The organism is Massilia antarctica (genome assembly GCF_015689335.1).
GTDB lineage: Bacteria > Pseudomonadota > Gammaproteobacteria > Burkholderiales > Burkholderiaceae_D > Telluria_A > Telluria_A antarctica.
Genome location: NZ_CP065053.1, coordinates 6,345,048 through 6,370,007 on the forward strand (window position 1 = coordinate 6,345,048; position 24,960 = coordinate 6,370,007).

A 24,960-nucleotide genomic window follows, 5' to 3' on the forward strand; every position below is an offset into this window, starting at 1 on the left:
CATTTCCGTTTTTCTCCGTTTGACCAGTCCTTATCTCCGAACTCGCGGCAGCACCCTTCATCGTCTCCGGTGTGGATCTTATCTCAAAGGTTAGGAAATTTCTTCAACCACCGCAATTGAACGCCAGACACGCCAAGGCATCATGCTCTTGCTGGTATCGCGGCGCATGAACGGAAGGCGCGAACCGAGCAAGCGTCGTCTTCAAACTGGTTTTTTACATCTTGAGCGCCTCCGCCTCGGTACGCCCTTTTTTGAATTGTTCTTTCAGAAAAATAAAGTCACAAAAAATATATCGGCATTCGGGCTGACGAAAGAATCCTGCTACCGTGGCGGGTAGTTTTTGCAAGCTATGCAGTGCGCCAATCGCTTCATGTCGGTTTTATCGACGACCAGCTTGCGCGACACCTTGCGCTTTGACGTGCCCCCAGACCTGCTCGTCTGGATGGAGATGAGCTTCGGCTAGTGCTTCGGCACCAGAACACCTCACGGGAATCAGAATGGAATAATGCTCTGAATTTTGCCGCTTGGCAGCACCTTGGCCACCACTTTTTGATCAAGAATACATTCGTAGCGTTCATTCATATTGCATCCCTGTATTTGACCGATCACTTTTCCGTTGACGACCGTGATATATGCGCCAGACATCACGTCACGCTCTTCGCTCCGAACCAGATCGAAATCATCCACGCGAATCAGAAGCACATTGCTCATAGGCGGGAACAGCATAAAAGTGGCCCGGGTTTTTTGGGCAAATGCTGGAGAGAAACCATTTGCATATTCGGCGCCGAATTTAGCAAAATCATGGTTCCCCACAAGACTCATGATAGGGTCGTTCTTCTTCGGATCGGCAACATATGGATAGTACTTAGGCCCGCATTTATCCGTTGTCCGTGGTCGCTGGTGGGCATCCAGGATCTTCTTTTCACATACTGCATAGTAGTGATCAAAATTCATCGGCAACTGCGATAACTTATAGCCAGCATAGCTTTCGGCCTCTGCCCGTGCATCGGCATTAGCTTTGCCGTAGACGTAAAACACCATTGCATCTACTGCCAAAATTTTATCGTCAAACACGAAAAATTCCGTCAGCGGCTTGCTGCACCTCCCGGGTGATGTTACCTTGTAAACTCTCTTGACTTTTGACAAGCCAAGTTTAAAGTTTTTCATAAGAAATACATCCAGTTGCTTACCAGTCACCCCTTCTTTTGACAAGGGCTGGAATACATCCGAGAAAGCATAGTCCTTTTGCGTAACGCGCCCCGTGCAAGCAGATGAAATCTTCAGTTCGTCATCCTTAAAGATGAATGATATACCTTGGGGCGCGCTGACTTTATTTTCAGGGTAATCGTAATCGACTGCGCGCTCATACTTCCAAGTCACATCGGAATTTTCCGCATGTAAGTCAACACAAAAAAAATAACACAAAAGAAATGCAACTATCGTCCAATCCCGCATGAGAACTCCGTCAATGATCTGCGTTGTAAACATTATTCGTAAATAAATCCATTTCGGATTTCCGTCGCGCTTTCAAGCCCTTGTCGCCTTTAGATGTTATATCAGCAAACTCTTTGCAGCATTCGCCATACAAGCCGGTATTCAAATTAGCCAGAAGTTTCGTAAATTTTTTTAGCCCGCCAGTGTTAAATGCGAGGCTCATCAACGCATCGAATTCGTATTGATGCAAAGGCTTGTGAATACTCTTCAGCGCACGCAGGCGAATTTTCTCAACATCTTCTGCGAACATGCGATTTTCTTCCTCTGCCGTAATTCCTTTTTCAACCCGCTTATACTCGGCACTATCCGAATTTTTTAACACTGGCTCTATGACGTTTTCGGTGAAACTTGACGACCGTCGCGGTATCGCCTAATTGAAACAGACCTTTTTCCTGCTGTCTGCAAGGGATTGACAGGCAAATGAGTCAGCTTGGACATGCGCAGATAGGCGATGGCAATGAAATTGGCGGCGCTGCGGAAACCGCGCGCTGCACGCTTGGATTGCTGAAGCATGCCGTTCATCGCTTCGACATAGGCGTTACTGCGGCCATCGAGCATGCCGCGCACGACGCCCGGCAGTCGCTCGCGCAGCGTCAACGCCAGCTTCTTGAACGGCTCGAGTCGACTCCGGCGAGCCCACGACATCCAACTCTCCAGCGCTGACTGCGCCACCTCCGCGTTGTTGGCGGTAACGGCCTGCCGATAGGCGTCCCGCAATGCTTCCTTCAGCCGCCACGCCCTTGCAGTCTTGAGTCGGGAGCGCTGCAAGAGATACATCGTGTCGCGTTGGCGTGCCGTCCAGCTACGCGCGTCGCGACGCATTCCCCACATCAATGCGCGGACGGTCTTGCGTTCGGTGCCCAAGGCGCTGCGAACGACACGCGGCTGTTCCGCCATTTCCAGCTTGCGGACCTTGTCCATGGCATCGTTGGCCATGGCAATGACGTGGAAACGGTCGAAGCTGATCTGAGCCTGCGGCAATTGCTCGGTGACGCCCTTGACGTAGGCCTGGCTCATATCCATACAGACATGCGCGATTCCCTGCACCTGCCCGCCATGGGCAATCAGATCGGCCTTGAAAGCGGCTACCGTCTCGTGGCCGCGGCCTTCGGTGGCGAACAGCAGGCGCTTGGCGTCCAGATCGTGAACAACAGTCACATACTGGTGACCGCGCCGAAGGCTGGTCTCGTCGATGCCGATGAGCTTCACGTCGCTCATGTCATCCTTGCCGCGCGCCACCGCGACGTAATGGCCGACGCTGCGCCACAGGCGATGCGCCGTCACACGCAGCAGCCGGGCGGTCTCGGCCACCGTCATCGTCTGGCACAAGGACATGGCCAGCGCCTCGAAAAGCAAGGTGAAATGACTTCCAGGTCGCGACCACGGCACCTCAATGCGCGAGGTCTTGCCGCAGGAGCGGCAGCGCACGCGCGGTACTTCGGCGTGCACCCAAGCTTCATATTGGAAGAAATCGAGATGTCGCCAGCTGCGCCGCATGCGGCTGTGGATCTTCTGTGCTGGTGTCTCGCAAACGGGGCAGGCCATCTCCTCGCTTTGATAGCGTACTTCAAAATCGATCCGTCGCGCCCCAGTGTCGAGCTTGAATTCAGTCACCTCCCACGGAGCTTGCAAGCCCAGCGCGGTGGTGAACAAGGTTTCCATGCTAATACTCAAACTGCCTTCTCCAGCCGGATACGCCGGCACGCCTGTTATCCATGGTCATCGCCACGGCCTGCCGCGTCGACGACCATGGCCCAGCGTATGCGCCCTACATGCCGTCAAGGGTGCGCTACGCCGGCACGCGCACAACGCGCGCCGCCCTTGACCGCATTCCGGGACGGCAAAAACTCACAGCATAGCCGATGTCAAGTTTCACCGGAAACGTCATAGGGCCTTAACACTTCGCATGACACCTTGCCGTCGATCAAATGGCCAACGCCAATCGTGCACAATTTTTTGCTATCGTTATATGGTGTGAGATGCGTCTTCGTAAGATTTCCACTTTCCCAGATTCGGATAAAGTTGATCCCCGCTTGCGAAACCTGCAAGCTCTTCGCATCACGACGCACCTCTGATGGGGCCCCAATGACCGGGCCGATTTTACCACTTCCGGCAGTCGGAGACTTCTGACCAGATGGATTCGGTTTAGGCACAGGCGTGGAAGCCGGCGAAGGCTTCGGCGTTGACGATACCGGAGGTAATGGCGGCGTTGCGTTACCCGGGCTCGACTTTGGCGCAGCCGACTTCGGACCGGCACTTGGCTGCACCGGTAACTTGGCTGCGACTCCCCCACAATTTACTAACGCAAACAACGACTTTTGTTTGGCCAAAGTCATCAACTCGACACCGTTTGCGTCAGCAAGATTTCTAGAATAGAAACGATCAGGTTTGTACATTGATGCGAATTCACGCACATCCATGTGTACCCAGGAGCCTGCCTTTTTGGTTGGCTCCAGTGAAATTGCATTCTTCGTATCCCACGTCGGGCGAGCCTTCATATGTGCTACAAATACCTTATTCTTAACCTTCTCCAAATCACTATTGCACACGTGTCCGGTTTTATCTTTAATCCAAAAGTCAACTGCATCACCCATGTGATTGGTTGTAAATGTTTTCATCTGCTGAGCACGCCGCCAGCAACGAAATCCCGAAGAAATTTTATCAACCTTGCAGCCGAGGTTAGATTCCTTGACATGAAGATAAAAAATGGCAGCCTTCAGGCTCCAAAACAAGGCACGGTGTATGCCTCGCCGTTCGACCCCTGGCTTACTGCCGGTGTGCTTCTTCATGTCCACGAAATAGCCGATCGACGCTGACTCTGTTCTACCCATGCCAAATCCAGAACACACATGCGGACCTGGGTTCGCTTCCGTCTGACATTGGCACTTCATCTGATCGAAACCACCGTTTCCACCTGGCAGCAGGTGCTTCCTTCCGAATTCGTCAATGCTCGCCAGCACCGATGGACAAACCCTGCCAGTCTCCGCCACACCCATGTAATCTCGCTGAAATTGCTTTACCGCATTTTCAGTTGCGATAGTAAATTCGGTGAGTGGTGAGGGATATTTGATTGTTTGACCAAAGCCCATCAACCGGATGTTGATTTCTTCAACCAGATCGCCCGTATCCCCGAGCTTGATGCAGCCGGCTTTATTGCAATCCAATCCAAGCGTGGTTTTCGGCGTACCGTTTTCCCCGCGACTTTCCTCTTTTATGGTAGGAACCGGAGCGCTGATCGGTATGGTTTTGGGTTTCGGCCAAGGTGCAGCTTGCGGGGCCGGCGCAGGGGCCGCCACGGGAGTGTTCGGCGCAGACGCTGGCGCAGCGGGCTTCGATGCGGGCGCAGGCACCGGCGGTATCGCCTCCGAAGCCGATGGAAGTGGCTTGGCTGACGGTGCCGGTACTGACGATGGCGTGGCCGGGCGAGATGCTGGGGGCGCGCCGCTCTGAGACGCACCTTGTGCCTTTTTCGCCTCGGGCGGAATCTTTAGCACTTGGTCAATGTGGATAATACTTTCGAGTTTAATGCCGTTCAGGTTAGCAATTTCCTGCGCCGTTGTACCGTAGAGTACCGCAATCTGGCCCAAGGTTTCGTTTTTGACAACCTTGTGAGTTTTGCGTCTGTATTCGCCTGGCGCCCCCTTGTCCTCGGTCACTGTCAGCTCTTCCAGTACCTTGCCGCTGACAATCTTGACACGATAATCTTCCGACCACGGACTCAACATCCTGATCAGCTTCATATCATCGCTGGCGAAGCGTTCCACGTACACGCTCAGTTCGGCGCCCACGGTCGAATCAAACGCCTTGATGTTACCCTTGGCGTCAGTCGTTCCTTTTGCGACAATCTTCTGTCCCTCGCGGACTTGATACTTTAACCCTTGAAGGTACTCGCCCAAAGGGTCAAGCAACTTGACTCGTACGGCACAGGACAAATCATCGGCGGGCAAACCATTGGCAGGTAGATCATCAGCTGGTAGCTCGTCAGCTGGTAAATCTTCGGCTGGTAAATCTTCAGCTGGTAAATCTGCAGAGAGTAAATCTTCAGGTGTAGTCATGGCATGCTAAAGCAAATATCGTTAAGGTAGACAGTCGGCAATACTGACACGTTACTGGGCATTGTCTGCATCGTCATCGTCGTAGTCATATATCAAATCCCATTCGTCAAGCGAAACGCCGCTGAGAATCTCAATCTTGTCGCCATCCTCGGCGTAAATCTGCACCGTGCGTCCGTGTTCGTCGAGCGAACCCGACATGACCTTCTTGCTCGGCAGGCGCGCCTTGTAGCTCACATCGCCAAAAACGTGCTTGACGAACACATCGTGAATATCGAGGCGGTTGCTGAACGGCGTTTCCGGATTCGCCACGGGCAGCAGCGGCATAGGATAACCCGCCCCACCCGGCCCGGTGAAATCCTTGATCCCCGCGTAAATGAAGATCGAGCCGCCGCACTGCACCGTGATATTCCCGCCGGCGATGGTGATGTTGGCCCCGCCCGCCGTCGTCAGGCTGATGCTGGTCGCCGCCGCCCAGTCGATATGCGCATTCGCACTGATGATGTCGACATCGTTGCGCGCGCGCACCTTGATTTCGTCGGACTGCGCCTGCACATCGATATCGTCCTGCGCCGCGATCAGTTGCAGGCCGATATTGTCCTGGCCCGGCTGGATCAGCCCGCCCACCATGCCGATCGCCTGGCTGCTGTGTACGCGCAGCTGGCCGCCGGTGACGTACTGGGAATCCCGTCCACTCATCAGCGACACGCTTTCGCCATTGGCCAGCTGCAAATCCCCCGCCGCCGCCACGCCCAGCCCGCCGCGCGCCGCCACCTTGATGACCGGGTCGGCCACGTGCGGCACCGTGCCCTTGTCCGGCGCGGTGCTGCGTCCGCTCGATCCGCCCACGGCGCCAGGCTGGCTGCCATCGCCGACCATGCCGGCCACCGCCGCCAGCATCGCCTTGAGCGGCGCCGTTTCCTTGTCCATCACGCTCTTGTCCGCCGCGGACGAGCCGCCATGCACACCGAAGCCGATGCTCTGGTGCACCATGGCTCCCTTGGCATAGGTCTCGCCCAGTTTCACGGCATGCTTGAGCATGGCGATGCCGGCCGCGTTGTCGCCGGCCGGGTCGCGCTCCGGCGCCGCATGCGCCAGCCGGTAGCTGCTCACCAGCAGGCCGGAACGGGCGCGCACCGCGCCATAGGCATCGGTGCGCAGCTCGGCCCCGCTGCCGCGCAGGCTGCCACGGAAGTTGTCGGCGTTGTGCACCAGGTGGCCCAGATTGAGTTCGCTCGCCGCGTGGCTGCTCTTGAGCTGGATGCGGCCTTGCGTATCGGTATCGTCGAACAGCAGCTGGTTGTAACCGGGTCCGCCGAATTCCTTGCTGCGCACGCCCCACTGGGCCGCGCTGTTGCGGTGGCCGGCGCTGGTGTTGGAGGCCCCGTGCCACAGCGGACTATGCCCGCCGGCCAGGTTGCCTTGGGCCGAGGTGGCGTGGTCGTGCGCCGGGTGGAAGCGCTGCGGCTCGCTCTCGCCACCCATGTCGCCGCCCGGGGTGGGCGCAATCCCGCCTTCGCCCTGGCCGTTGTACAGGGCGCCCACGATCAGCGGCCGGTCGATGTCGTTTTCGATGAACTGGACCAGCACTTCCTGGCCGATGCGCGGCAGGAACTGCAGGCCCACGCCGCCCCCCGCCGAACGCTGGGCGACCCGCACCCAGCAGGTGGCATCGGCCTCGCTCTGCCGGCGATGCCGAAAGGCGAACCAGCACGAAACAAGTTACATTTTCTTGAACTTGCCCGTTTCGAGGAGTTGGTAGCGCTTGGTTCCATCCAGATCATAGCATGCATACTCTGCGTTCATAATGCAGCCGTCTGTAAGCTGGTCGATGACCTTGCCATTTTTGATTGCCAAATAAGCGCCGCCGAACCGGTCACGCTCTTCGTTGTCCATCTGGTCGAAATCATCAACCCGCACCAGCACTACATCCTTTAACGGTGGAAAAACCAAGAACAGCGGGTGCAGGCCATTTGCGAAGGGGTTATCATAGGCATCGTAGAATTTCGGACCGACTTTGATATATTTATGTGTGCCGATTAACTGAACCAAGGCGTCGGGATCGGTTTTTTTCGCCACGTACGGGTAGTACGCAGGACCGCATTTATCGGTAGCTTGCGGCACTTTTTTTACAAATTTAATGCGATCTAAACATACTTCAAAGAATTTTCCGCCATCAAAAGGCAAGCGTGAGATTTTTTGTGTCAGTTTCACTTGGTCAGAAACGCCCCGGCTCTATGACGTTTTCGGTGAAACTTGACGACCGTCGCGGTATCGCCTAATTGAAACCGACCGCTTCACGGCGGCCTGCAAGGGATTGTCGGGTAAATGAGCGAGTTTGGACATGCGCAGATAGGCGATAGCGATGAAGTTGGCGGCGGTCCGGAAGCCGCGCGCTGCTCGCTTGGCTTGCTGAAGCATGCCATTCATCGCTTCGACATAGGCGTTGCTGCGGCCATCGAGCATGCCGCGCACGATGCCTGGCAGGCGCTCGCGCAGCGTCAGCGCCAGTTTCTTGAACGGTTCGAGTCGGCTTCGGCGGGCCCACGATATCCAACGCTCCAGCGCCGCCTGCGCCGCTTCCGCGCTGTTGGCGGCCGCGGCGTGCCGATAGGTGTCCCGCAATGCTTCTTTCAGCCGCCACGCCCTTGCGGTCTTGAGCCGGGAACGCTGCAAGAGATACATCGTGTCGCGCTGGCGCGCCGTCCAGCTGTGCGCGTCGCGGCGCATGCCCCACATCAACGCACGGACGGTCTTGCGTTCGCTCCCCAAGGCGCTGCGAACGACGCGCGGATACTCCGCCATTTCCAGCTTGCGTACCTTGTCCATCGCATCGTTGGCCAAGGCGATCACGTGGAAACGGTCGAAACTGATCTGGGCCTGCGGCAATTGCTCGGTGACGCCTTTGATGTAGGCCTGGCCCATGTCCATGCAGACGTGCTCGATCCGCTGCGGCTGCCCGCCATGGGCGATCAGATCGGCCTTGAAAGCGACCACCGTCTCATGGTCGCGGCCTTCGGTGGCGAACAGCAGGCGCTTGGCATCCAGGTCGTGAACGACCGTCACGTACTGGTGGCCGCGCCGAAGGCTGGTTTCGTCGATTCCGATGAGCTTCACCTCGCTCATGTCATCCTTGCCGCGCGCCACCGCGACGTAATGGCCGACGCTGCGCCACAGGCGATGCGCCGTCACACGCAGCAGCCGGGCGGTCTCGGCCACAGTCATTGTTTGGCACAAGGACATGGCCAGAGCCTCGAACAGCAGGGTGAAATGACTGCCAGGGCGCGACCATGGCACTTCGATGCGCGAGGTCTTTCCGCAGGAGCGGCAGCGCACGCGCGGTACTTCTGCGTGCACCCAAGCTTCAAATTGAAAGAAATCGAGGTGCCGCCAGCTGCGCTGCATGCGGCTGTGGATCTTCTGCGCCGGCGCCTTGCAGGCGGGGCAGGCCATTTCCTCGCTTTGATAGCGAACTTCAAAGTCGATCCGTTTCGCTCCCGTGTCGAGCTTCAATTCGCTCACCTCCCACGGGGCTTGCAAGCCCAGTGCGGTGGTGAACAGGGTTTCCATGCCAATACTCAAACTGCCCTCTCCAGCCGGAAACGCCAGCACGCCTGTTGTCCAAGGTCGCCGCCGCGGCCTGCCGCGTCGGCGGCCATGGACCAGCGTATGCGCCCTGCATGCCGTCAAGGGTGCGCTACGCCGGCACGCGCGCAGCGCGCGCCGCCCTTGACCGCACTCCGGGACGGTAGAACCTCACAGCATAGCCGATGTCAAGTTTCACCGGAAACGTCATTGGGCCCAGCTCTGCATCCATTCTTCGATACGGACCCAGTCTAGAATGTGCACCAGCTTTTCCAATTTCGGCGTTAGCGCGCCGCAGTCGCGCCCCAGTTCCGGCATCAGTTCGTGCTGGAGCACATTCCAGCGTTGCAGTATCAGGTCGCGTCGGGTAGCATCCATGGGGTGGGCGTTTTGATGTTGTCTTGAGAAACTACATCATGCCAGCAATGGGCGCCCACACCCTCCACATTCCCGCATCACGCGATTAAATCCCCACACACGGCCAGTTTTGCAAGTTCCTCGAAGGAGAAGCGGCGCCCTGTCATCGTCATAGTGCGATTTGGCATTACGTTAGCAACCAGGGCTTCGCACGCACGTCGGAGGCCGTCGTCCATATAATCGCGATGGCTAAAATTTCTTAAACTTGCCGCTTTCTAGGAGTTGGTATTGTTTATTTCCACGCATATCCAGACAAGTGTACTCGAGATTCATCGTACATCCGTCGTCAAGCTGGTCAGTGATCTTCCCGTTTTTGATTGCGAGATAGCTACCGCCAAACCGCTCACGCTCCTCGTTCACGATTTTATCAAAGTCATCAACGCGCACCAACAGTACGTCTTTCAGAGGCGTAAATATCATAAATAACGGGTGCAATCCATTGGCAAATGGATTGTCGTAATACGCATATGGGCTGGAAGGATCCTTCACAAATCTATGCGTCCCAATCAGCCGAACCAACGGATCGGTATCGGTCTTGGTAGCAATATATGGAAAATATGCAGGGCCACATTTATCAGTCGCCTGAGGTACGCCCTTAATCCACTTTATACGTTCAGCGCACGTTTCAAAAAAAGCAGTCGTATCCAACGGCAAGCGCGACAGTTTTTGACTCAAACTGATGGTATTTGCCCGCTCGCCGGGCTTCGCATCCTGCTTAACTCGCGTGTAAGCGTAGAAAATACTACTTGCCTGAATCAGCGCAAGTCGATCGCCGGAAACAAAAATCGACCCGGAAGGGAGAGTACAGTCGGAATCACGAAATGTATAATATGTCTTCAGTTGTGACATATCGATTCCAAGCCGACGCCTCATAAAACTATATACCATCTGGCTCGACTGCCTCTCCTTGATCAACCCCTGAAAAGCGATATCAAACCGATATTCCTTCTGCTCTAGCGTTCCTTTGCAGGCGCCAAGCATCATTGACTCATTGACAATCTTCAGATCGTCGTATTTATTTTTAATAATATCTTCATTGGAGCCAAAATATTCCGCGGACTTATCTCGTCTCCATGTTCCCGATACTTCATCGGCGTGCACTGGAAGGCCAAACAAAGCAAATAGCATTAAACCAAAAAATTTGAAAAACCGCATAATTCACCTTATCAATGAGTCGAATCGTAAATATTGTGTAAAAACAAGTTTACCTCTGACTTTCTTCGCTTAAGCAATCCCTTATCGCCGCCGCTGGTAATATCAGAAAATTCTGCGGTGCACTCTACATACTGCGAAGTATTTAACTTATTGAACAGCTTAGGAAATTTTTTAGGGCGACCCGCGTTAAAAATCAAACTAAGCAGGGCATCATATTCATGCTGGTACATCGGTACCTTCACAGCATTTTGAACTTGACCGATTGCCTCTTGCATGTCGGAAAGCAACAACTCCAATCCTTCCTTTTCGGAAAGAACTACATTTTTATATTTCTCATATTTAGGATCGCGCTCAGCAGCCAAAGCTTCGCATGTCTTATTGCCGATAAGGTGACCAATCCCAATCGTGCAATTTTTCTTGTTGTCGTTATATGCGCTTTCTTTAAACTTCTCCCACCCGATAATAAAATCGAAGAGCTTTTTCGACGGCTTCAATGACAATATCGGAAGCCGGTCGGTTTTTACTGCGGGAGGTCTAGGCGGTATGCCACCGCAGTTTTTCAAGCCGAAACGGCTTTCGAGCTCCACCATGCGCATTAAAGTGTCACCGTTGGCGCCCTCAGTCGTCCTGGTAAAAAAACGCGTGTCCAGGTATTGTGCGGCAATCCCGGTGATGTCGACATGGACCCAGCTGAACGCTCCCTGGTCGCCGTTTGCGAATACACGAGGCTCTAGCCAAGCAGCGTTTGGAACGCGCGGCCCCAGCTTCGCGCCGAGCCTCTTGATAAAAACATCCCGCCGCAGGTTATCGATATCACTACCTTCGCAACGAGTAGTGGAGTTTCCTTTGAAGTACTGCAAGTCCAAAGCAAGTCCCATGTGGTTAACCGTTTTCCGATTATTTTGTCGGACGTTTTCATGCCAACAACGATAGGCCGAGGCAACACGACAAAATCTATAACCCAGTGCCTTATCCGTTTTACTGATATAAAAAAGAGCTGCACGAGCAATCCAAATAATTCCACGGTGCATACCCGGGTGCTCCACCCCAACAATAACATGCCCTGCCCGACGAATCCCGGTTGTAGATGAATCGCGCAACCCGGTGCCGAACCCCGTACACGTTCCGCAGGGGCATCTCATCGCATTAACGTTAATCGTATACTCCTGTCGGAACTGGTCGAGCGCCCGAACAACAGCGCCACAGACTCTTCCGGTTTCTGCGACTCCCATAAAATCTCGTTGAAATTGTTTCACTGCCGCTTCGGTAGCGGCCGTGAACTTACTTAACGGTGCCGGGCTGCTGACCGTGCCTCCAAACCCCATCAAGCGCAGGTTAATTTCTTCAACGATCACTCCGGTATCGCCCAGCTTGATGCACCCAGTCTGGTCGCACTGCATGTTAACCGTCGCTTTGGGCGTACCATTCTCCCCCCGATCATCTACCTTCTTCGTCGGAACCGGTCCGCTTATCGGGACACCATTCGGCGAAGGACCGGATGGTTGTGCAGGTGTCGGTAGAGGTGCGGGCGCTTTCGTTGGGGGAGCCTGCGCTGGCGACGGCGGGTGAGCCGGGGCTGGAGCTGGAGCTGGAGCTGGAGCTGGAGCTGCAGCTGATGCCGATGCAGGCGCTTGCCTCTGCTCAGCGTTAGGGGCGGGTGCAGGTTTCTGAGCCGGTGCTGGCTGTGGAGCCCGAGTCGGGCCGTGAGCCGGAACCGGAGCCTGAGCCTGAGCCTGAGCCGGGGTGGACGTCGGCGTAGGGGCGCTCCCACCTGCACCGTTTTTTTCGAGCGGCACTTTAAGCACTTGGTCAATATGGATAATCGATTCAAGTTCGATGCCGTTCATCCGCGCCAGGATCTCGGCACTGGTGTGGTACTTGATCGCAATCCTGCCCAGCGTTTCGCCCTTTTTCACCGTGTGCGTCTTACGCTGGTACTGACCCGGTGGCCCTTTGGATTTTTCAAGCGGAATTTCCTCCTTGACCTTCCCGCTCACGACTTTGACCTTGAAATTTTCATTCCATGGATACAGCGTCTTGATTTGCTTCATTTCTTCGCTGGCAAAGCGCTCGACGTGCACCGTCAATTCGGCGCCGACGCGCGAGGTGAAGCATGCGATCTGCCCTTTGCCGTCGGTCACACCCTTGGCAACAATCTTCTGCCCTTCGCGGATCTGATACTTCAGTCCCTCGATGCTCTTGCCTAAAGGATCGAGCAATTTCACCCTGACTTGACTGATGATGTCGTCAGGCGTTGTATCCGGATTTTTCATGTTTCGGTTCTTACTCTGGCTTCACGTTGGTATCGTCACTGTCGTCACTATTTTCACCGTCGTCGGTATCGTCCGTATCGACAGCTGTTGGCTCATGGGTCTGGTCTTCATCGTCGTCATAGTCGTAGATGAGATCCCATTCATCGAGCGTCTGACCGGTCAATATCTCGATCTTCTCGCCCACTTTCGCGTAAATCTGGACCGAGCGGCCATGTTCATCCAGGGTTCCCTCCAGCACACGCTTGTTGGGCAGACGCGCGGCGTAACGAATATCGCCGAATTCGTGCAGCACGAACAGATCGTGGATGTCAAGCCGGTTGCTCAAGTCCTCGGGTGGATTGGCCACCGGCAGTTTAGGCATAGGATAACCCGCCCCACCCGGCCCGGTGAAATCCTTGATCCCCGCGTAAATAAAGATCGAGCCGCCGCACTGCACCGTGATATTCCCGCCGGCGATGGTGATGTTGGCCCCGCCCGCCGTCGTCAGGCTGATGCTGGTCGCCGCCGCCCAGTCGATATGCGCATTCGCACTGATGATGTCGACATCGTTGCGCGCGCGCACCTTGATTTCGTCGGACTGCGCCTGCACATCGATATCGTCCTGCGCCGCGATCAGTTGCAGGCCGATATTGTCCTGGCCCGGCTGGATCAGCCCGCCCACCATGCCGATCGCCTGGCTGCTGTGTACGCGCAGCTGGCCGCCGGTGACGTACTGGGAATCCTGTCCACTCATCAGCGATACGCTTTCGCCATTGGCCAGCTGCAAATCCCCCGCCGCCGCCACGCCCAGCCCGCCGCGCGCCGCCACCTTGATGATCGGGTCGGCCACGTGCGGCACCGTGCCCTTGTCCGGCGCGGTGCTGCGTCCGCTCGATCCGCCCACGGCGCCAGGCTGGCTGCCATCGCCGACCATGCCGGCCACCGCCGCCAGCATCGCCTTGAGCGGCGCCGTTTCCTTGTCCATCACGCTCTTGTCCGCCGCCGACGAGCCGCCATGCACGCCGAAGCCGATGCTCTGGTGCGCCATGGCTCCCTTGGCATAGGTCTCGCCCAGTTTCACGGCATGCTTGAGCATGGCGATGCCGGCCGCGTTGTCGCCGGCCGGGTCGCGCTCCGGTGCCGCGTGCGCCAGCCGGTAGCTGCTCACCAGCAGGCCGGAACGGGCGCGCACCGCGCCGTAGGCATCGGTGCGCAGCTCGGCCCCGCTGCCGCGCAGGCTGCCACGGAAGTTGTCGGCGTTGTGCACCAGGTGGCCAAGATTGAGTTCGCTCGCCGCGTGGCTGCTCTTGAGCTGGATGCGGCCTTGCGTATCGGTATCGTCGAACAGCAGCTGGTTGTAACCGGGTCCGCCGAATTCCTTGCTGCGCACGCCCCACTGGGCCGCGCTGTTGCGGTGGCCGGCGCTGGTGTTGGAGGCCCCGTGCCACAGCGGACTATGCCCGCCGGCCAGGTTGCCCTGGGCCGAGGTGGCGTGGTCGTGCGCCGGGTGGAAGCGCTGCGGCTCGCTCTCGCCGCCCATGTCGCCGCCCGGGGTGGGCGCAATCCCGCCTTCGCCCTGGCCGTTGTACAGGGCGCCTACGATCAGCGGCCGGTCGATGTCGTTTTCGATGAACTGGACCAGCACTTCCTGGCCGATGCGCGGCAGGAACTGCAGGCCCATGCCGCCCCCCGCCGAACGCTGGGCGACCCGCACCCAGCAGGTGGCATCGGCCTCGCTCTGCCAGTGGTAGCGGATGCGCACCCGGCCCAGCTTGTCGCAATACAGTTCGTCGGCGCCGTGCGGGCGGTCGTTGCCGTCCGCACCGATCACGATGGCGCTTTGCGCGCCCGGCGCGGTCGGGCGCGGATGGCTGCGCGCATCGCTGCCGGGCAGTTCCGGGCGCCACGTGGTTTCGCTGGCGATCGCCTCGAAGCAATTGGCGTAGCCCGACTTGCGCGCCTCGGCGATGGCCAGCGCGAAATCCTCAGGACGGCTGTCGATGCGCTCTTGCAGCAATTCCGGAATCGGGCCGAACAATTCGGCCAGCGCTTGCTGGGCCGGCGACGGCAGGTTGTTCACGCCCACGCTCAGCACGCGCAAGATGGTGTATGCGGGCGGCGAATCGCCATGCTGCTGCAGCGGGCCGTTGAGGATGGTCATGCGGGTGCCGGCGCGCAAGGTGCGCACCGTCGAGCGTCCGCGCCACAGTGCGCTGCGCGCCTCGCGCGCCTGCATCTGCAGGTCGGCGTAGCGGCGCGCCTGCGCCGCGTTGGTGTAGGCATACTGGCCGGGATGGTCGAAATTTTCCAGCGCCGGCAGCTTGCTGCCGCTGAGCAGGCGCGACGGCGAATGCGCCGCCACCACCTGCTTGGCCTTGTAGTCGTAGCTCAGCACGGTCGAGAGGGTCGCCACCACCCTGCGCTGCGCCTGCAAGGCTTGCACCGTATCTTGCTGCTCGCCGGAGCGCACCGCATGGAAGCGGATGCCGCCGGCGGCGGCGCTGCTGATATCGTCGGGCACGCCGCTGCGGTCGCGGCTGTCGGCGAACAGCACCATTTCCGGCCCATCGCCATCCTGGTCGAAGCGCCACGCCAATCCTTCCTCGCTCAGCAGGCGCAGGACGAAATCGAGGTCGGTCTCGCGGTACTGGCAGCAATAGCTGCGCGCCACGGCATACTCCATGAACGGGCCGGCTTCCTCGCTCCAGCGCCAGCGCGCCAGCGGCATGTAGGCCGCGAACACCTGGTCGACGATGGCGATGACCGACTGGTCTTGCCAGACACGGCTGTTGCGCACCTGGCTCAGACGCCAGACCCAGGGCGACAGGCGCACCCGGTAACGCGCCAGTCCGCCCTCGCTGCCGAGCATCGCCGCCTCGGTCACGTCGCCCGCGAACACCACGCGCTTGCCGTCGGCCAGGGTGACGTCGAGCTTGCCCGCCTGGCCCAGCAACGCGGGCAGCGCCACATGCGCATCGGTCGACACCACGATTACGTCGCGCCCGCCGATCCCCTGCACCGCATCGTCGGCGGCAAACGCTTCGACCAGCAAGCCGCCCGAACCCAGGTCGGCCTTGCCATCGCCGATGGTCAGGCCGTACAGGCGCGAGTCACTGGAAAATCTGGCCAGCACGGCCATCACCTGTTCGGTCAGTACGGAACGGTCAACACTCATGGCCGCGCGCCAACCGGCACTGCGGGCCCCTGCTGCTGCAGGGCGTCATGCCCTGCCTGAACACTGGAAATGGAAAACATCATTACTGGCTTTACTTTCGGCGCGGAGATTGTCAAAACGTTCACAGACGGTATGATATCGCGATTTTACGCCTACCAGCGGCGAAACCGTCGGCAAGCACACATTGTTGCAAATCGTTAACCCATCAAGAGAAGAAGCATTGCTCGCTCAAGGGGCCGGTCAGCATGGATGCATCAATCCGCCGCCGGTTTGGTCACGCGCGGCGATTTGCATTGAGGATCATCCTTGGCCGTGCCAGCGCACAGCCTGACCCGGCATTGCTCGGCTTGGGCGGCATTGAGCTGTTTGCATTGCCGCAAAGAAGTCTGCGCGGCACCGGCGTTGCTGGCGGTACCGCCGGAACCTTCCTTGGAATGGGCCACCAGCGCCGCCAGCAAGCTGGCATCGTCGCCAGGGGCAGCCTTGGCTGGTACCGCTTTGAGCGGGCCCGGCTTGGCCGGCGCGCCCTTTAATGGAAGCGCCTTGACGGGCGCGGACTTGGCCAGCAGCACGGGCTTTTTGCTTGCTTCCCTGGAAACCGCGGCTGGACGCCCGTGCACAGCCCCCTTGGCCGACGCCTGCAGAGCACCTTTCAGTTCGCCCGACATCGGCGCGGCGGGGCTGCCGGCGAGCAACTGGTCGAGTTCGTCCCCCTTGGCCTTGGGCGCGGCAGGCGCGTTGAGCATGTCCTTCAGCGACTCCCCCTTGGCGGGCGCGGGCGGCGCTGCCCCATGGCCGAGGATGGCCGCGGCGGAGACTTCGGATTCCGTCGGAACGGCGGGCGCGGCCGGCTTGAGCGCGGGCGCCGGATCAGGCCGGGCTGCCGCGACGGTGACGACGGCGGCCGGCTTGCCGGCGTCCAAGGCCAGCCATGCGCCGCCGCCGGCGCACACGGCCAGCAGCGCTGCCGCGCCAGTCATCCAGCGCGTCTTGCTGCGCTTGGCCTGGTCGGCCTTGAGCCTGGCGCTGTCAGCCGCTTCGGCCTCCTTGCGCGCTTGCGCACCGGCACGCGCTGCCGCCTCTTGTTGCTCTTCAGAAAGTAAACTGGGCCGACGGAACGCTGGCGGCGGATCTTCGCGATGTTGCAAAAGCTGCTCCTTGTTGATTTCTACATAACTTTACGCTATTCAAAAAAAACGTGAAGGTTTTTTTAGCATGTCAACAGTGCATCACCACACACAACAGAGCGTTAATTCCTGTGCCGGATTGTTAGAACAGTAAGATATACTCCGAAGCAATCCTTTATGTCAGTATCGCACTTTTTGTTTTGAATGTCTCGATGAGGTCCCCTTGCTGATCCTTGCAGTAGCCTTGTACTTCCTGCTGGCGTGCCTGATCAGCTTCCTGGTCCTGTTTCCGGCCGGACGCGCGTTCGCGCTGCGGATACTGGCGCGTGCCGGCAAGCGCCTGCGCGCCTGGTTCGGACAGGCGGCGCAGGTCAAGGGACAAAGTGTTGCTGCAATACGACAAAGCAGTAGTGCATCCGCCCACCAAGCGGGAAATTTTCTGCGCCGCCATTATTTGCTCGTGATAGGCGGCCTGGTCCTGGTCTCGGTACCGCCGCTGGTGGCGCTGTTCAGCGGCGGCTCGTCGCTGGGCGGCTTTGAAGAGTCGACCCGCCAGGTCGATACCCAGGTGGCAGACTTGCTGGAAGGCGAAAACCTGGTGCCACCGCCGCCCTTGCCGCCAATGCTGTTTGCCACGGTGGAAGTCGAACAGGAGCGCCCGATGATCGTCTCGGCCAGCCGCGACTGGAACCTGATGAACCCTGCGTACACCCAGCGCCTGCTCCAAGCGTTTAAAATAATGAAAGAACGGCACGGTTACGATATGGCGATCCTGGAAGGTTACCGCAGTCCGGAACGCCAGAATAAACTGGCCGCGATGGGCTCGTCCGTCACCAACGCCGCCGCCTTCCAGAGCTGGCACCAGTACGGTCTGGCAGCCGACTGCGCATTCGTGCGTAACGGTAAAATTGTTATTTCGGAAAAAGATCCCTGGGCCATGCGTGGCTACGAGCTGTACGGCGAAGTGGCCGAATCGCTCGGGCTGACCTGGGGCGGGCGCTGGAAAATGATGGACTTCGGCCATACCGAACTGCGCCTTCCGGGAGTCATGAAGCGCCGTTAAGCGCCTTTGAGAAGCAGCAACACAATCAAGCAACCGTATTCTTTCATACAAGGCAGTGAGAACATCATGAAACCGTTTATCCGTTTCAAAGACAAGCATAGCCACGGGGGCGAGGTGGTCGAAGGCGCGCCGGCCAGCTTCGTGCTCGGCTTGCCGATCGCCCGTAAGTTCGACAAGATCACCTGTCCGATCCACGGCGACGGCATCATTGCCACCGGCGACGATGGCTTGATCGTCGACGGCCGTCCGGTTGCGCGCCTGGGCGACAAGACCAGTTGCGGCGCCAAGCTCATTCCGAGCCAGGCCATCACGGTGGACGTGGTCTGATGCGCATGGCTTTGCTTGTGTCAATGGCGGCGGGGCGTTGATGCGCACCCTGCTCAAGCGTTCGCTGCTGGTCGCGCTCGTGTTCGGTCTCACCTGGGCCGCTGCCATCTGGTATTGGCGCGAGCACGACCGCACGCCCGACACCGACGCGCTGCTCCTCTACCTGCTGGTCTTGCCGCTTCTCATACTGCTGTTGATCTGGCTCGGCAACTTCCTGGTCGGCATGCTGATGGCCGCGCCGGCGACCGCCGTGGCGGCCGATGTTGCGGCACCCGCAGCGCCGCCGCCGGCACCCGCGCTGCCGCCGCTGGGCGTGCTGGCCAGCGCGCTGCGAGTGCCGTTCGGCCAGTCCGCGGCCGCCCTGGCCGAGGCGCTGGCCGAGCACAGCATCCGCGCCGCGCTCGACCCCGAGCTGGTCGACGACGAAGGCTTTCCCGTCATGAGCGCGCGCGTGGCCGACGCCGACGATCGCGCCATGCAGGAAGAAATGCAAGCCTGGCTGCCGGACAACGGCTTTCCAGCGCTGCAGTACAACGCCGAACAATGGCGTGCCCTGACCCTGGCCGGCGCGGCACTGGCCGAACTGGCCGCCCACGCAAGCTTGCACCGCGGCCTCGGCTCCGGTTCCGGACTCGCTGCACCACCGCCGCTGCAACTGCTGTTGCTGTGGCAAGCCGGCTGGAACGTCGAACAGCGCAGCGCCGCCAGCCTGTGGCTGCGCGAACTGGTGGCGCGCGAAGGCTGGCCGCGCGAGGCCGTCGCGCTCGACCCGGAACTGGCCGGCACCGCATCGAGCGCCACCCCGGCCGCGCTGATCCAGCGCTTGATGCGCCAAAGCGCCGCCGGCCACCCGGTGCTGGCGATCGCGCTGGCGTTCGGCTCGCACATCAGCGAAGCGAGCGTGGACGACTGGGCCGCCAAGAATGAATTGCTGACCACAAAGCAGGGTCAGGGCAAGGTGCCGGGCGAAGGAGCAGCCGGCCTGCTGCTGGCCGATCAGGTCCAGGCCGCCCTGATCGAGCACAGTGCGCCAGTGCAGCTGAGCGCACTGGAAGGCAAGCGCGAGGCGTCGGCCGACGCCAAAGGCCGCACCGACGCCAGCGTGCTGCGCGCGCTGGCCACCCGCGTGCTGCAAGAAGGCGGCGTCGGCGCGGAGCATGTCAAACTGGTCGTGGCCGACACCGGTAACCGCAGCAGCCGCGTGATGGAAACAATGAGCTTGGCCGGGGCCCTGCTGCCCGAACTCGACAGCGCCGACGAGCTGCTCCAGGTCGGCAGCGCCAGCGGCACCTGCGGCGCGGTACCCTTCGTGGCCGCGCTGGCCGTGGCCGCGCACCAGGCCGCGACACTGAACGCCCCTGTACTATGCCTGAGCAATGAAGATCCTTTCCGTCGCTGCGCCGCCCTGGTCCGGCCCGCGACGGTCCTGTCGTAAACGTTTTCTAAACTGAGTTTCTGATAATGATGCAATCAATCTGGCAGTTCCTGACGAGCCGTCGCACCCTGATCGTGATGGGGTGGCTGGCGTTTGCCGCCATCTTGCTGATCGGGGCGGCGGTGCTGGACCTCCCCATCGAATACGCGTTCGCCGTACTCGGGGTGGCCCTGTTCTTCGGCTTGCTGGTCTGGCTGTGGCGCCGCCACAAGCGCAAGCAGGCCGCCGGCAACCTCGGCGAGATGCTCGAACAGCAAGTCAGCCACTCGCCGGTGCGCGCCGATCCGGCCCAGCGCCAGGAACACGAGACCATCAAGAAACGCATGCTCGATGCGATCGCCACCATCAAGGGTTCCAAGCTGGGCCAGTTGTCGGGCGATGCCGCGCTGTACGAATTGCCCTGGTATATGGTGATCGGCAATCCGGCGGCCGGCAAGAGTACCGCGATCGCCAGTTCCGGCCTGCAGTTCCCTTTCGCCGACAGCAAGATCGTCCAGGGCGTGGGCGGCACCCGCAATTGCGACTGGTTTTTCACCACCGACGGCATCCTGCTTGACACGGCCGGGCGCTATTCGGTGGTCGACGAAGACCGCACCGAGTGGTTCGGCTTCTTGTCGCTGCTGAAAAAATACCGCAAAAAAGCCCCGATCAACGGCATCATCATCGCCGTCAGCGTGGCCGAACTGACCGGCAACCGCCCCGAGTTCGCCATCAACCTGGCCAAGAACCTGCGCATGCGCGTGCAGGAACTGACCGAGCGCCTCGAAGTGCACGCGCCGGTCTACGTGGTCTTCACCAAGGCCGACCTGATCGCCGGCTTCAACGAATTTTTCCAGGATACCGAACGCACTGAACGCGACAGGGTCTGGGGCGCCACCCTGCCCTATAGCCACTCCACCGGCAGCGAAAAAGCGCTGGCCCAGTTCGACGCCCGTTTCGACGAGCTGTACGACGGCCTGAAAGACATGAGCGCGGCCAATATGGCGCTGCAGTGGCGCGAACGCATGCCGCCAGGCGTATTCACCTTCCCGCTCGAGTTTTCCACCATCAAGCAGCCGCTGCGCACCTTCATCGCCACCCTGTTCGAGGAAAACCCATTCCAGTTCAAGCCGGTGTTCCGCGGCTTTTACTTCACCAGCGCGCTGCAGGAAGGCGAATCGATCTCGGCCTCGTCCCAGCACGTGGCGCAACTGTTCGACATCAAGCTGCAGCCGCAGCACCACGCCGAAACCCAGACCCAGAGCGGCTTCTTCCTGCTCAACCTGTTCCGCAACGTGATCTTCGCCGACAAGGACCTGGTCGCCCAGTACGCCAGCCCGAACAAGACGCGCATGCGCTACGCCGCCTTCTTCCTGGCCACCGCCATGGTCGGCCTGACCCTGGGCGGCTGGAGCTGGTCGTACATGAGCAACCGCAAGCTGGTTGAGAACGTCCAGGCCGACCTCGACCAGGTGGTCAAGATCCAGGCCAACAAGATCGACCTGCAATCGCGCTTCGATGCCCTGCAAATCCTGCAGGACCGCATCGAACAGCTGGAAAAATACCGCGACGACCGTCCGCTCTCGCTCAGCCTCGGCCTGTACCAGGGCGATTTGCTCGAACGCAAGCTGCGCGAGGAATACTTCAGCGGCGTGCGCGAAATCATGCTCAAGCCGGTCGCCGGCGCGCTCGAATCCTTCCTGGCCGAAGTCAACGCCAACGCCGCCCAGCTGCAGGCCGGCGTCAAGCCGGTCGCACCGGACGCGCCGGGCGGCGCCACGGTCGTGCCGCCCGCCAGCGGTACCGCCACGCCGGCACCGGCGGCGGTAGCGGTGGCGGCGGCCGTGCCGGCCAGCACCCAGTTCAAGGATTCCTCGCCGACCAGTACCCAAGATGGCTACAACGCCCTCAAGACTTACCTGATGCTGGCCGATAAATCGCGCTTCGAAAGCGGCCACCTGAACGACCAGCTGACCCGCTTCTGGCGCGGCTGGCTCGACGCCAACCGCGGCGCCATGCCGCGCGAGCAGATGATCCGCAGCGCCGAACGCACCATCGCCTTTTACCTGGCCCAGATGGAAGACGTGTCCTGGCCGCGCATCGAGAACAAGCTGGCCCTGGTCGACCAGACCCGCGACACCCTGCGCCAGGTGGTGCGCGGCATGCCGGCGCGCGAACGCGTATACGCCGATGTCAAGGCGCGCGCCGCCACCCGTTTCCCGTCGATGACGGTGGGCCGCATCGTCGGCGACCAGGACAAGGAACTGGTGCTGGGCAGCTACGCGGTGCCGGGCAGCTTCACGCGCGAAGCCTGGGAAGGTTTCGTCCAGGCCGCCTTCAAGGATGCCGCCAACAAGGAACTGCAAAGCGCCGACTGGGTGCTGCGCACCGCCTCGACCAGCGACCTGACCCTCGAAGGCAGCCCGGAACAGATCCAGAAGGCGCTGGTCGAGATGTACAAGAACGATTACGCCCGCGAATGGCAAAAGTTCGTGCAGGGCGTGACCATCCGCGACCTGAATGGTTTCGAAGCGGCCGCCGCCGCCATGAACCGCCTGGGCGACCCGCAAACCTCGCCCATCAACAAGCTCATCGCAACCGTCTACGAACAAACCTCGTGGGACAACCCGAGCCTGGCCGACAAGGGCCTGGCCAGCGCCAAGCGCGACCTGATGGGCTGGTTCCGCGAAGTGATCCTGCGCCGCAAGCCTTCGCACCTGACGGTCGACATTCCACCCACGCCGACCGGCAGCAGCGTCCCGGCGCTGCCGCTGGGCCCGGTCGGACGCGAATTTTCCGGTGTGGCGCGCCTGGTGGCGGCCAAGGACAACAATGCCTCGCTGATGCGCGGCTACATGGAGCACCTGTCGAAACTGCGCAGCCGCTTCAACACCATCAAGAACCAGGGCGACCCAGGTCCGGGCGCCAAGCAGCTGATGCAGCAAACGCTCGATGGCAGCGGCTCCGAACTGGCCGAAGCGCTCAAGTATGTCGACGAGCAGATGCTGACCGGCATGAGCGACATCCAGAAGCAGGCGATCCGCCCGATCCTGGTGCGTCCGCTGATGCAAACCTTCGCCGTGATCGTGCGTCCGACCGAAGCTGAAATCGACAAGGTCTGGGCGGCCCAGGTGCTGCAGCCGTTCCGCCAGAACCTGGCCGGCAAGTATCCCTTCGCGTCCGACTCGCGCTCGGAAGCGACCAACGATGAAATCGGCCTCATGTTCGGGCCGGCCGGCGCGATCGCCAAGTTCTTCGACACCACCATCGGCCCGCTGGTGGTGCGCCGCGGCGATGTGGTGGCGGCCCGCACCTGGGCCAATATGGGGATCGGCCTGTCGCCATCGGCGGTCAACAGCTTCCCGGGCTGGATCGCACCGCTGAGCGCCGGCGGCGTGGCCAACGCGGCCGCCGCCAGCAGCGCCAGCACCGAAGCGCAGACCCAGTTCGATTTGCAGGCGCTGGGCGCGACCGGCGCGACCGAATTCACCATCGAGATCGATGGCCAGTCCTTGCGCTGGAAAGGCCAGCCGCAACCTTACGTACGCATGGTCTGGCCGAACCCCCAAGGTACGCCGGGCACGCGCATCACCGCCATCACGCCAGCCGGCCAGACGGTGGTGCTGCTCAACGAACCGGGCCACTTCGGCCTGCGCAAGATGGTCGAATCGGCCCAGCGCAAGCGCAAGGATGACGGCGCGTTCGAGCTGAGCTGGGAAAGCAGCGGCGTCAAGGTGACCTCGAACCTGAAGATCATCCCGGCCGGTTCGGCCCCGCGCCCGGCAGCGGCCCCGGCCCCGGCCCCCGGCAGAGGCTTCAAGGGCTTGCGCCTGCCCGACTCGATCATCAGCTCGACCTTGCCGGCCGCCGGGCCGGCACCAGCGGCCGCCCCCGCCGCCGGAGCGCAGCAATGAACCGCGCCGCCACCCCGACCCCGGTCGGCTATTTCGGCAAGATTCCCAGCCGCGGCGACTTCGTCAAGGGCAGCGACAGCCCGGCCCTGATCAAGATACTGGACGACTGGCTGGCCCAGGCCATGGACCTGATGAGCGCCGACGCGCGCTGGAAGCTCAGCTACGACGCGGTCGCGCCGCTGCACTTCGCCTTCATCGGCCCGCGCCGCAGGAATGCGATCGCTGGCCATATCGTGGCCAGCAGCGACCAGTCGAACCGGCGCTTCCCGTTCCTGATGATGAGCGCGATGGAAGTGCCGGACCCGGCCACCTTCGTGCCGGACGCCCCGCTGGTCTTGAGCCGCCTGTGGAACCGTCTGGAGTCGCTCAGCGCCGGCGTGATCGGCGCGGCCGATGCCGCCGCCCCGCTGCAGGCGGCCGCCACCCACATGATCGACGTCGACCTGCGCGCCTCGGCCTACGAAGCGGCCTTCGAAGACTTCCTCGACATGCAGACGGTCGGCGCACTGGACGCCTTGCTGGCCCAGGCCGGCTACGACTGCTCGGCGCGCCAGGTACTGCTGGCGATCGGCATGCTGATGCAGCCGGTGATGGCCAGCAGTTCGAGCCGGCTGGAAAAAAGCCTGGTGCTGCCGCTGCCGGTCGACCCGATGTACCGTAACCTGGTGGCGGCCTTCTGGATGCACCTGATTACCCCGTTCCTGGCGCGCGCCGACTTCGAGCTGGCCTTGTTCGTGGCCCGCATCAACACCAGGCCGGCGCTGGTGATCGGTTTTTCCGGGGCCTCGCCGCAAACCCTGCAGGCGATCATGGACCCGGGCGCCGGCCTGGAACGCCACATCACTTTTGACCATCTGGACTGGGTCGAGGAACAGACCGACACCGACTACGCCGTCAAGAAACTGTCCACCTATCTGGCGCAAGCCAATTTGTCACTCAAATCCGCGCTGGAATCATTGCGCGCGGCGTTCATCGGATCCTAGAA

16 protein-coding genes and 1 pseudogene are annotated in these 24,960 nt (G+C 60.3%); 5 read left to right on the forward strand and 12 right to left on the reverse strand.

What is annotated here, in order from left to right; translation table 11 throughout:
* Positions 1-492: 492 nt before the first annotated feature.
* The 12 genes and pseudogenes from IV454_RS27840 to IV454_RS27895 all read right to left on the reverse strand — a co-directional run bounded on the left by IV454_RS27840 (position 493) and on the right by IV454_RS27895 (position 17,278).
* Positions 493-1,455, reverse strand: coding sequence for a hypothetical protein (locus IV454_RS27840; protein WP_206088795.1), 963 nt, complete (start codon positions 1,453-1,455; stop codon positions 493-495).
* 10 nt (positions 1,456-1,465) lie between these two features.
* Complete coding sequence (locus IV454_RS27845) at positions 1,466-1,816, reverse strand: glycoside hydrolase family protein (RefSeq protein WP_282961380.1); 351 nt, start codon at positions 1,814-1,816, stop codon at positions 1,466-1,468.
* 5 nt (positions 1,817-1,821) lie between these two features.
* The gene (locus IV454_RS27850) at positions 1,822-3,168 is read right to left on the reverse strand and encodes an ISL3 family transposase (protein WP_229521887.1); all 1,347 of its coding nucleotides are present in this window, start codon (positions 3,166-3,168) and stop codon (positions 1,822-1,824) included.
* Positions 3,169-3,359: 191 nt separating this feature from the next.
* On the reverse strand, positions 3,360-5,549 hold the full coding sequence (locus IV454_RS33420) for a LysM peptidoglycan-binding domain-containing protein (RefSeq protein ID WP_206088797.1): 2,190 nt from the start codon (positions 5,547-5,549) through the stop codon (positions 3,360-3,362).
* A 51-nt stretch (positions 5,550-5,600) separates the two neighbouring features.
* Positions 5,601-7,172 carry a DUF2345 domain-containing protein gene (locus IV454_RS27860; RefSeq protein WP_441294971.1) on the reverse strand — a complete coding sequence of 524 codons (1,572 nt, stop codon included), beginning with the start codon at positions 7,170-7,172 and terminating at the stop codon, positions 5,601-5,603.
* Between the two features lie 96 nt (positions 7,173-7,268).
* Positions 7,269-7,760: a hypothetical protein gene (locus tag IV454_RS27865; RefSeq protein ID WP_206088799.1), complete on the reverse strand. Its 492-nt coding sequence runs from the start codon at positions 7,758-7,760 to the stop codon at positions 7,269-7,271.
* Positions 7,761-7,781: 21 nt separating this feature from the next.
* Positions 7,782-9,128, reverse strand: a complete 1,347-nt coding sequence (locus IV454_RS27870) for an ISL3 family transposase (protein WP_206092874.1) — start codon at positions 9,126-9,128, stop codon at positions 7,782-7,784.
* A 231-nt stretch (positions 9,129-9,359) separates the two neighbouring features.
* A pseudogene (locus tag IV454_RS27875) lies at positions 9,360-9,509 on the reverse strand (IS5/IS1182 family transposase); the annotation flags it as partial.
* A 228-nt stretch (positions 9,510-9,737) separates the two neighbouring features.
* A complete protein-coding gene (locus tag IV454_RS27880; protein ID WP_206088800.1) occupies positions 9,738-10,703 on the reverse strand; it encodes a hypothetical protein in 966 nt (321 codons plus the stop codon).
* Between the two features lie 11 nt (positions 10,704-10,714).
* The gene (locus tag IV454_RS33425; protein ID WP_206088801.1) at positions 10,715-12,976 is read right to left on the reverse strand and encodes a glycoside hydrolase family protein; all 2,262 of its coding nucleotides are present in this window, start codon (positions 12,974-12,976) and stop codon (positions 10,715-10,717) included.
* A 10-nt stretch (positions 12,977-12,986) separates the two neighbouring features.
* Positions 12,987-16,130, reverse strand: coding sequence for a type VI secretion system Vgr family protein (locus IV454_RS27890; RefSeq protein WP_206088802.1), 3,144 nt, complete (start codon positions 16,128-16,130; stop codon positions 12,987-12,989).
* Positions 16,131-16,384: 254 nt separating this feature from the next.
* Positions 16,385-17,278, reverse strand: a complete 894-nt coding sequence (locus IV454_RS27895) for a hypothetical protein (protein ID WP_206088803.1) — start codon at positions 17,276-17,278, stop codon at positions 16,385-16,387.
* A 202-nt stretch (positions 17,279-17,480) separates the two neighbouring features.
* Between IV454_RS27895 and IV454_RS27900 the strand changes: the two genes are divergently transcribed.
* From IV454_RS27900 to tagF, 5 genes are all read left to right on the forward strand, one after another.
* The gene (locus IV454_RS27900; RefSeq protein WP_206088804.1) at positions 17,481-18,320 is read left to right on the forward strand and encodes a M15 family metallopeptidase; all 840 of its coding nucleotides are present in this window, start codon (positions 17,481-17,483) and stop codon (positions 18,318-18,320) included.
* Positions 18,321-18,386: 66 nt separating this feature from the next.
* A complete protein-coding gene (locus IV454_RS27905; protein ID WP_370663760.1) occupies positions 18,387-18,647 on the forward strand; it encodes a PAAR domain-containing protein in 261 nt (86 codons plus the stop codon).
* A 40-nt stretch (positions 18,648-18,687) separates the two neighbouring features.
* Positions 18,688-20,082, forward strand: coding sequence for a hypothetical protein (locus IV454_RS27910; RefSeq protein ID WP_206088805.1), 1,395 nt, complete (start codon positions 18,688-18,690; stop codon positions 20,080-20,082).
* Positions 20,083-20,111: 29 nt separating this feature from the next.
* Positions 20,112-23,975, forward strand: coding sequence for a type VI secretion system membrane subunit TssM (tssM, locus tag IV454_RS27915; protein ID WP_206092876.1), 3,864 nt, complete (start codon positions 20,112-20,114; stop codon positions 23,973-23,975).
* Positions 23,972-24,958, forward strand: coding sequence for a type VI secretion system-associated protein TagF (gene tagF / locus IV454_RS27920; protein WP_054263114.1), 987 nt, complete (start codon positions 23,972-23,974; stop codon positions 24,956-24,958). Before tssM ends, tagF begins: the two co-directional genes overlap by 4 nt.
* Positions 24,959-24,960: the final 2 nt, after the last annotated feature.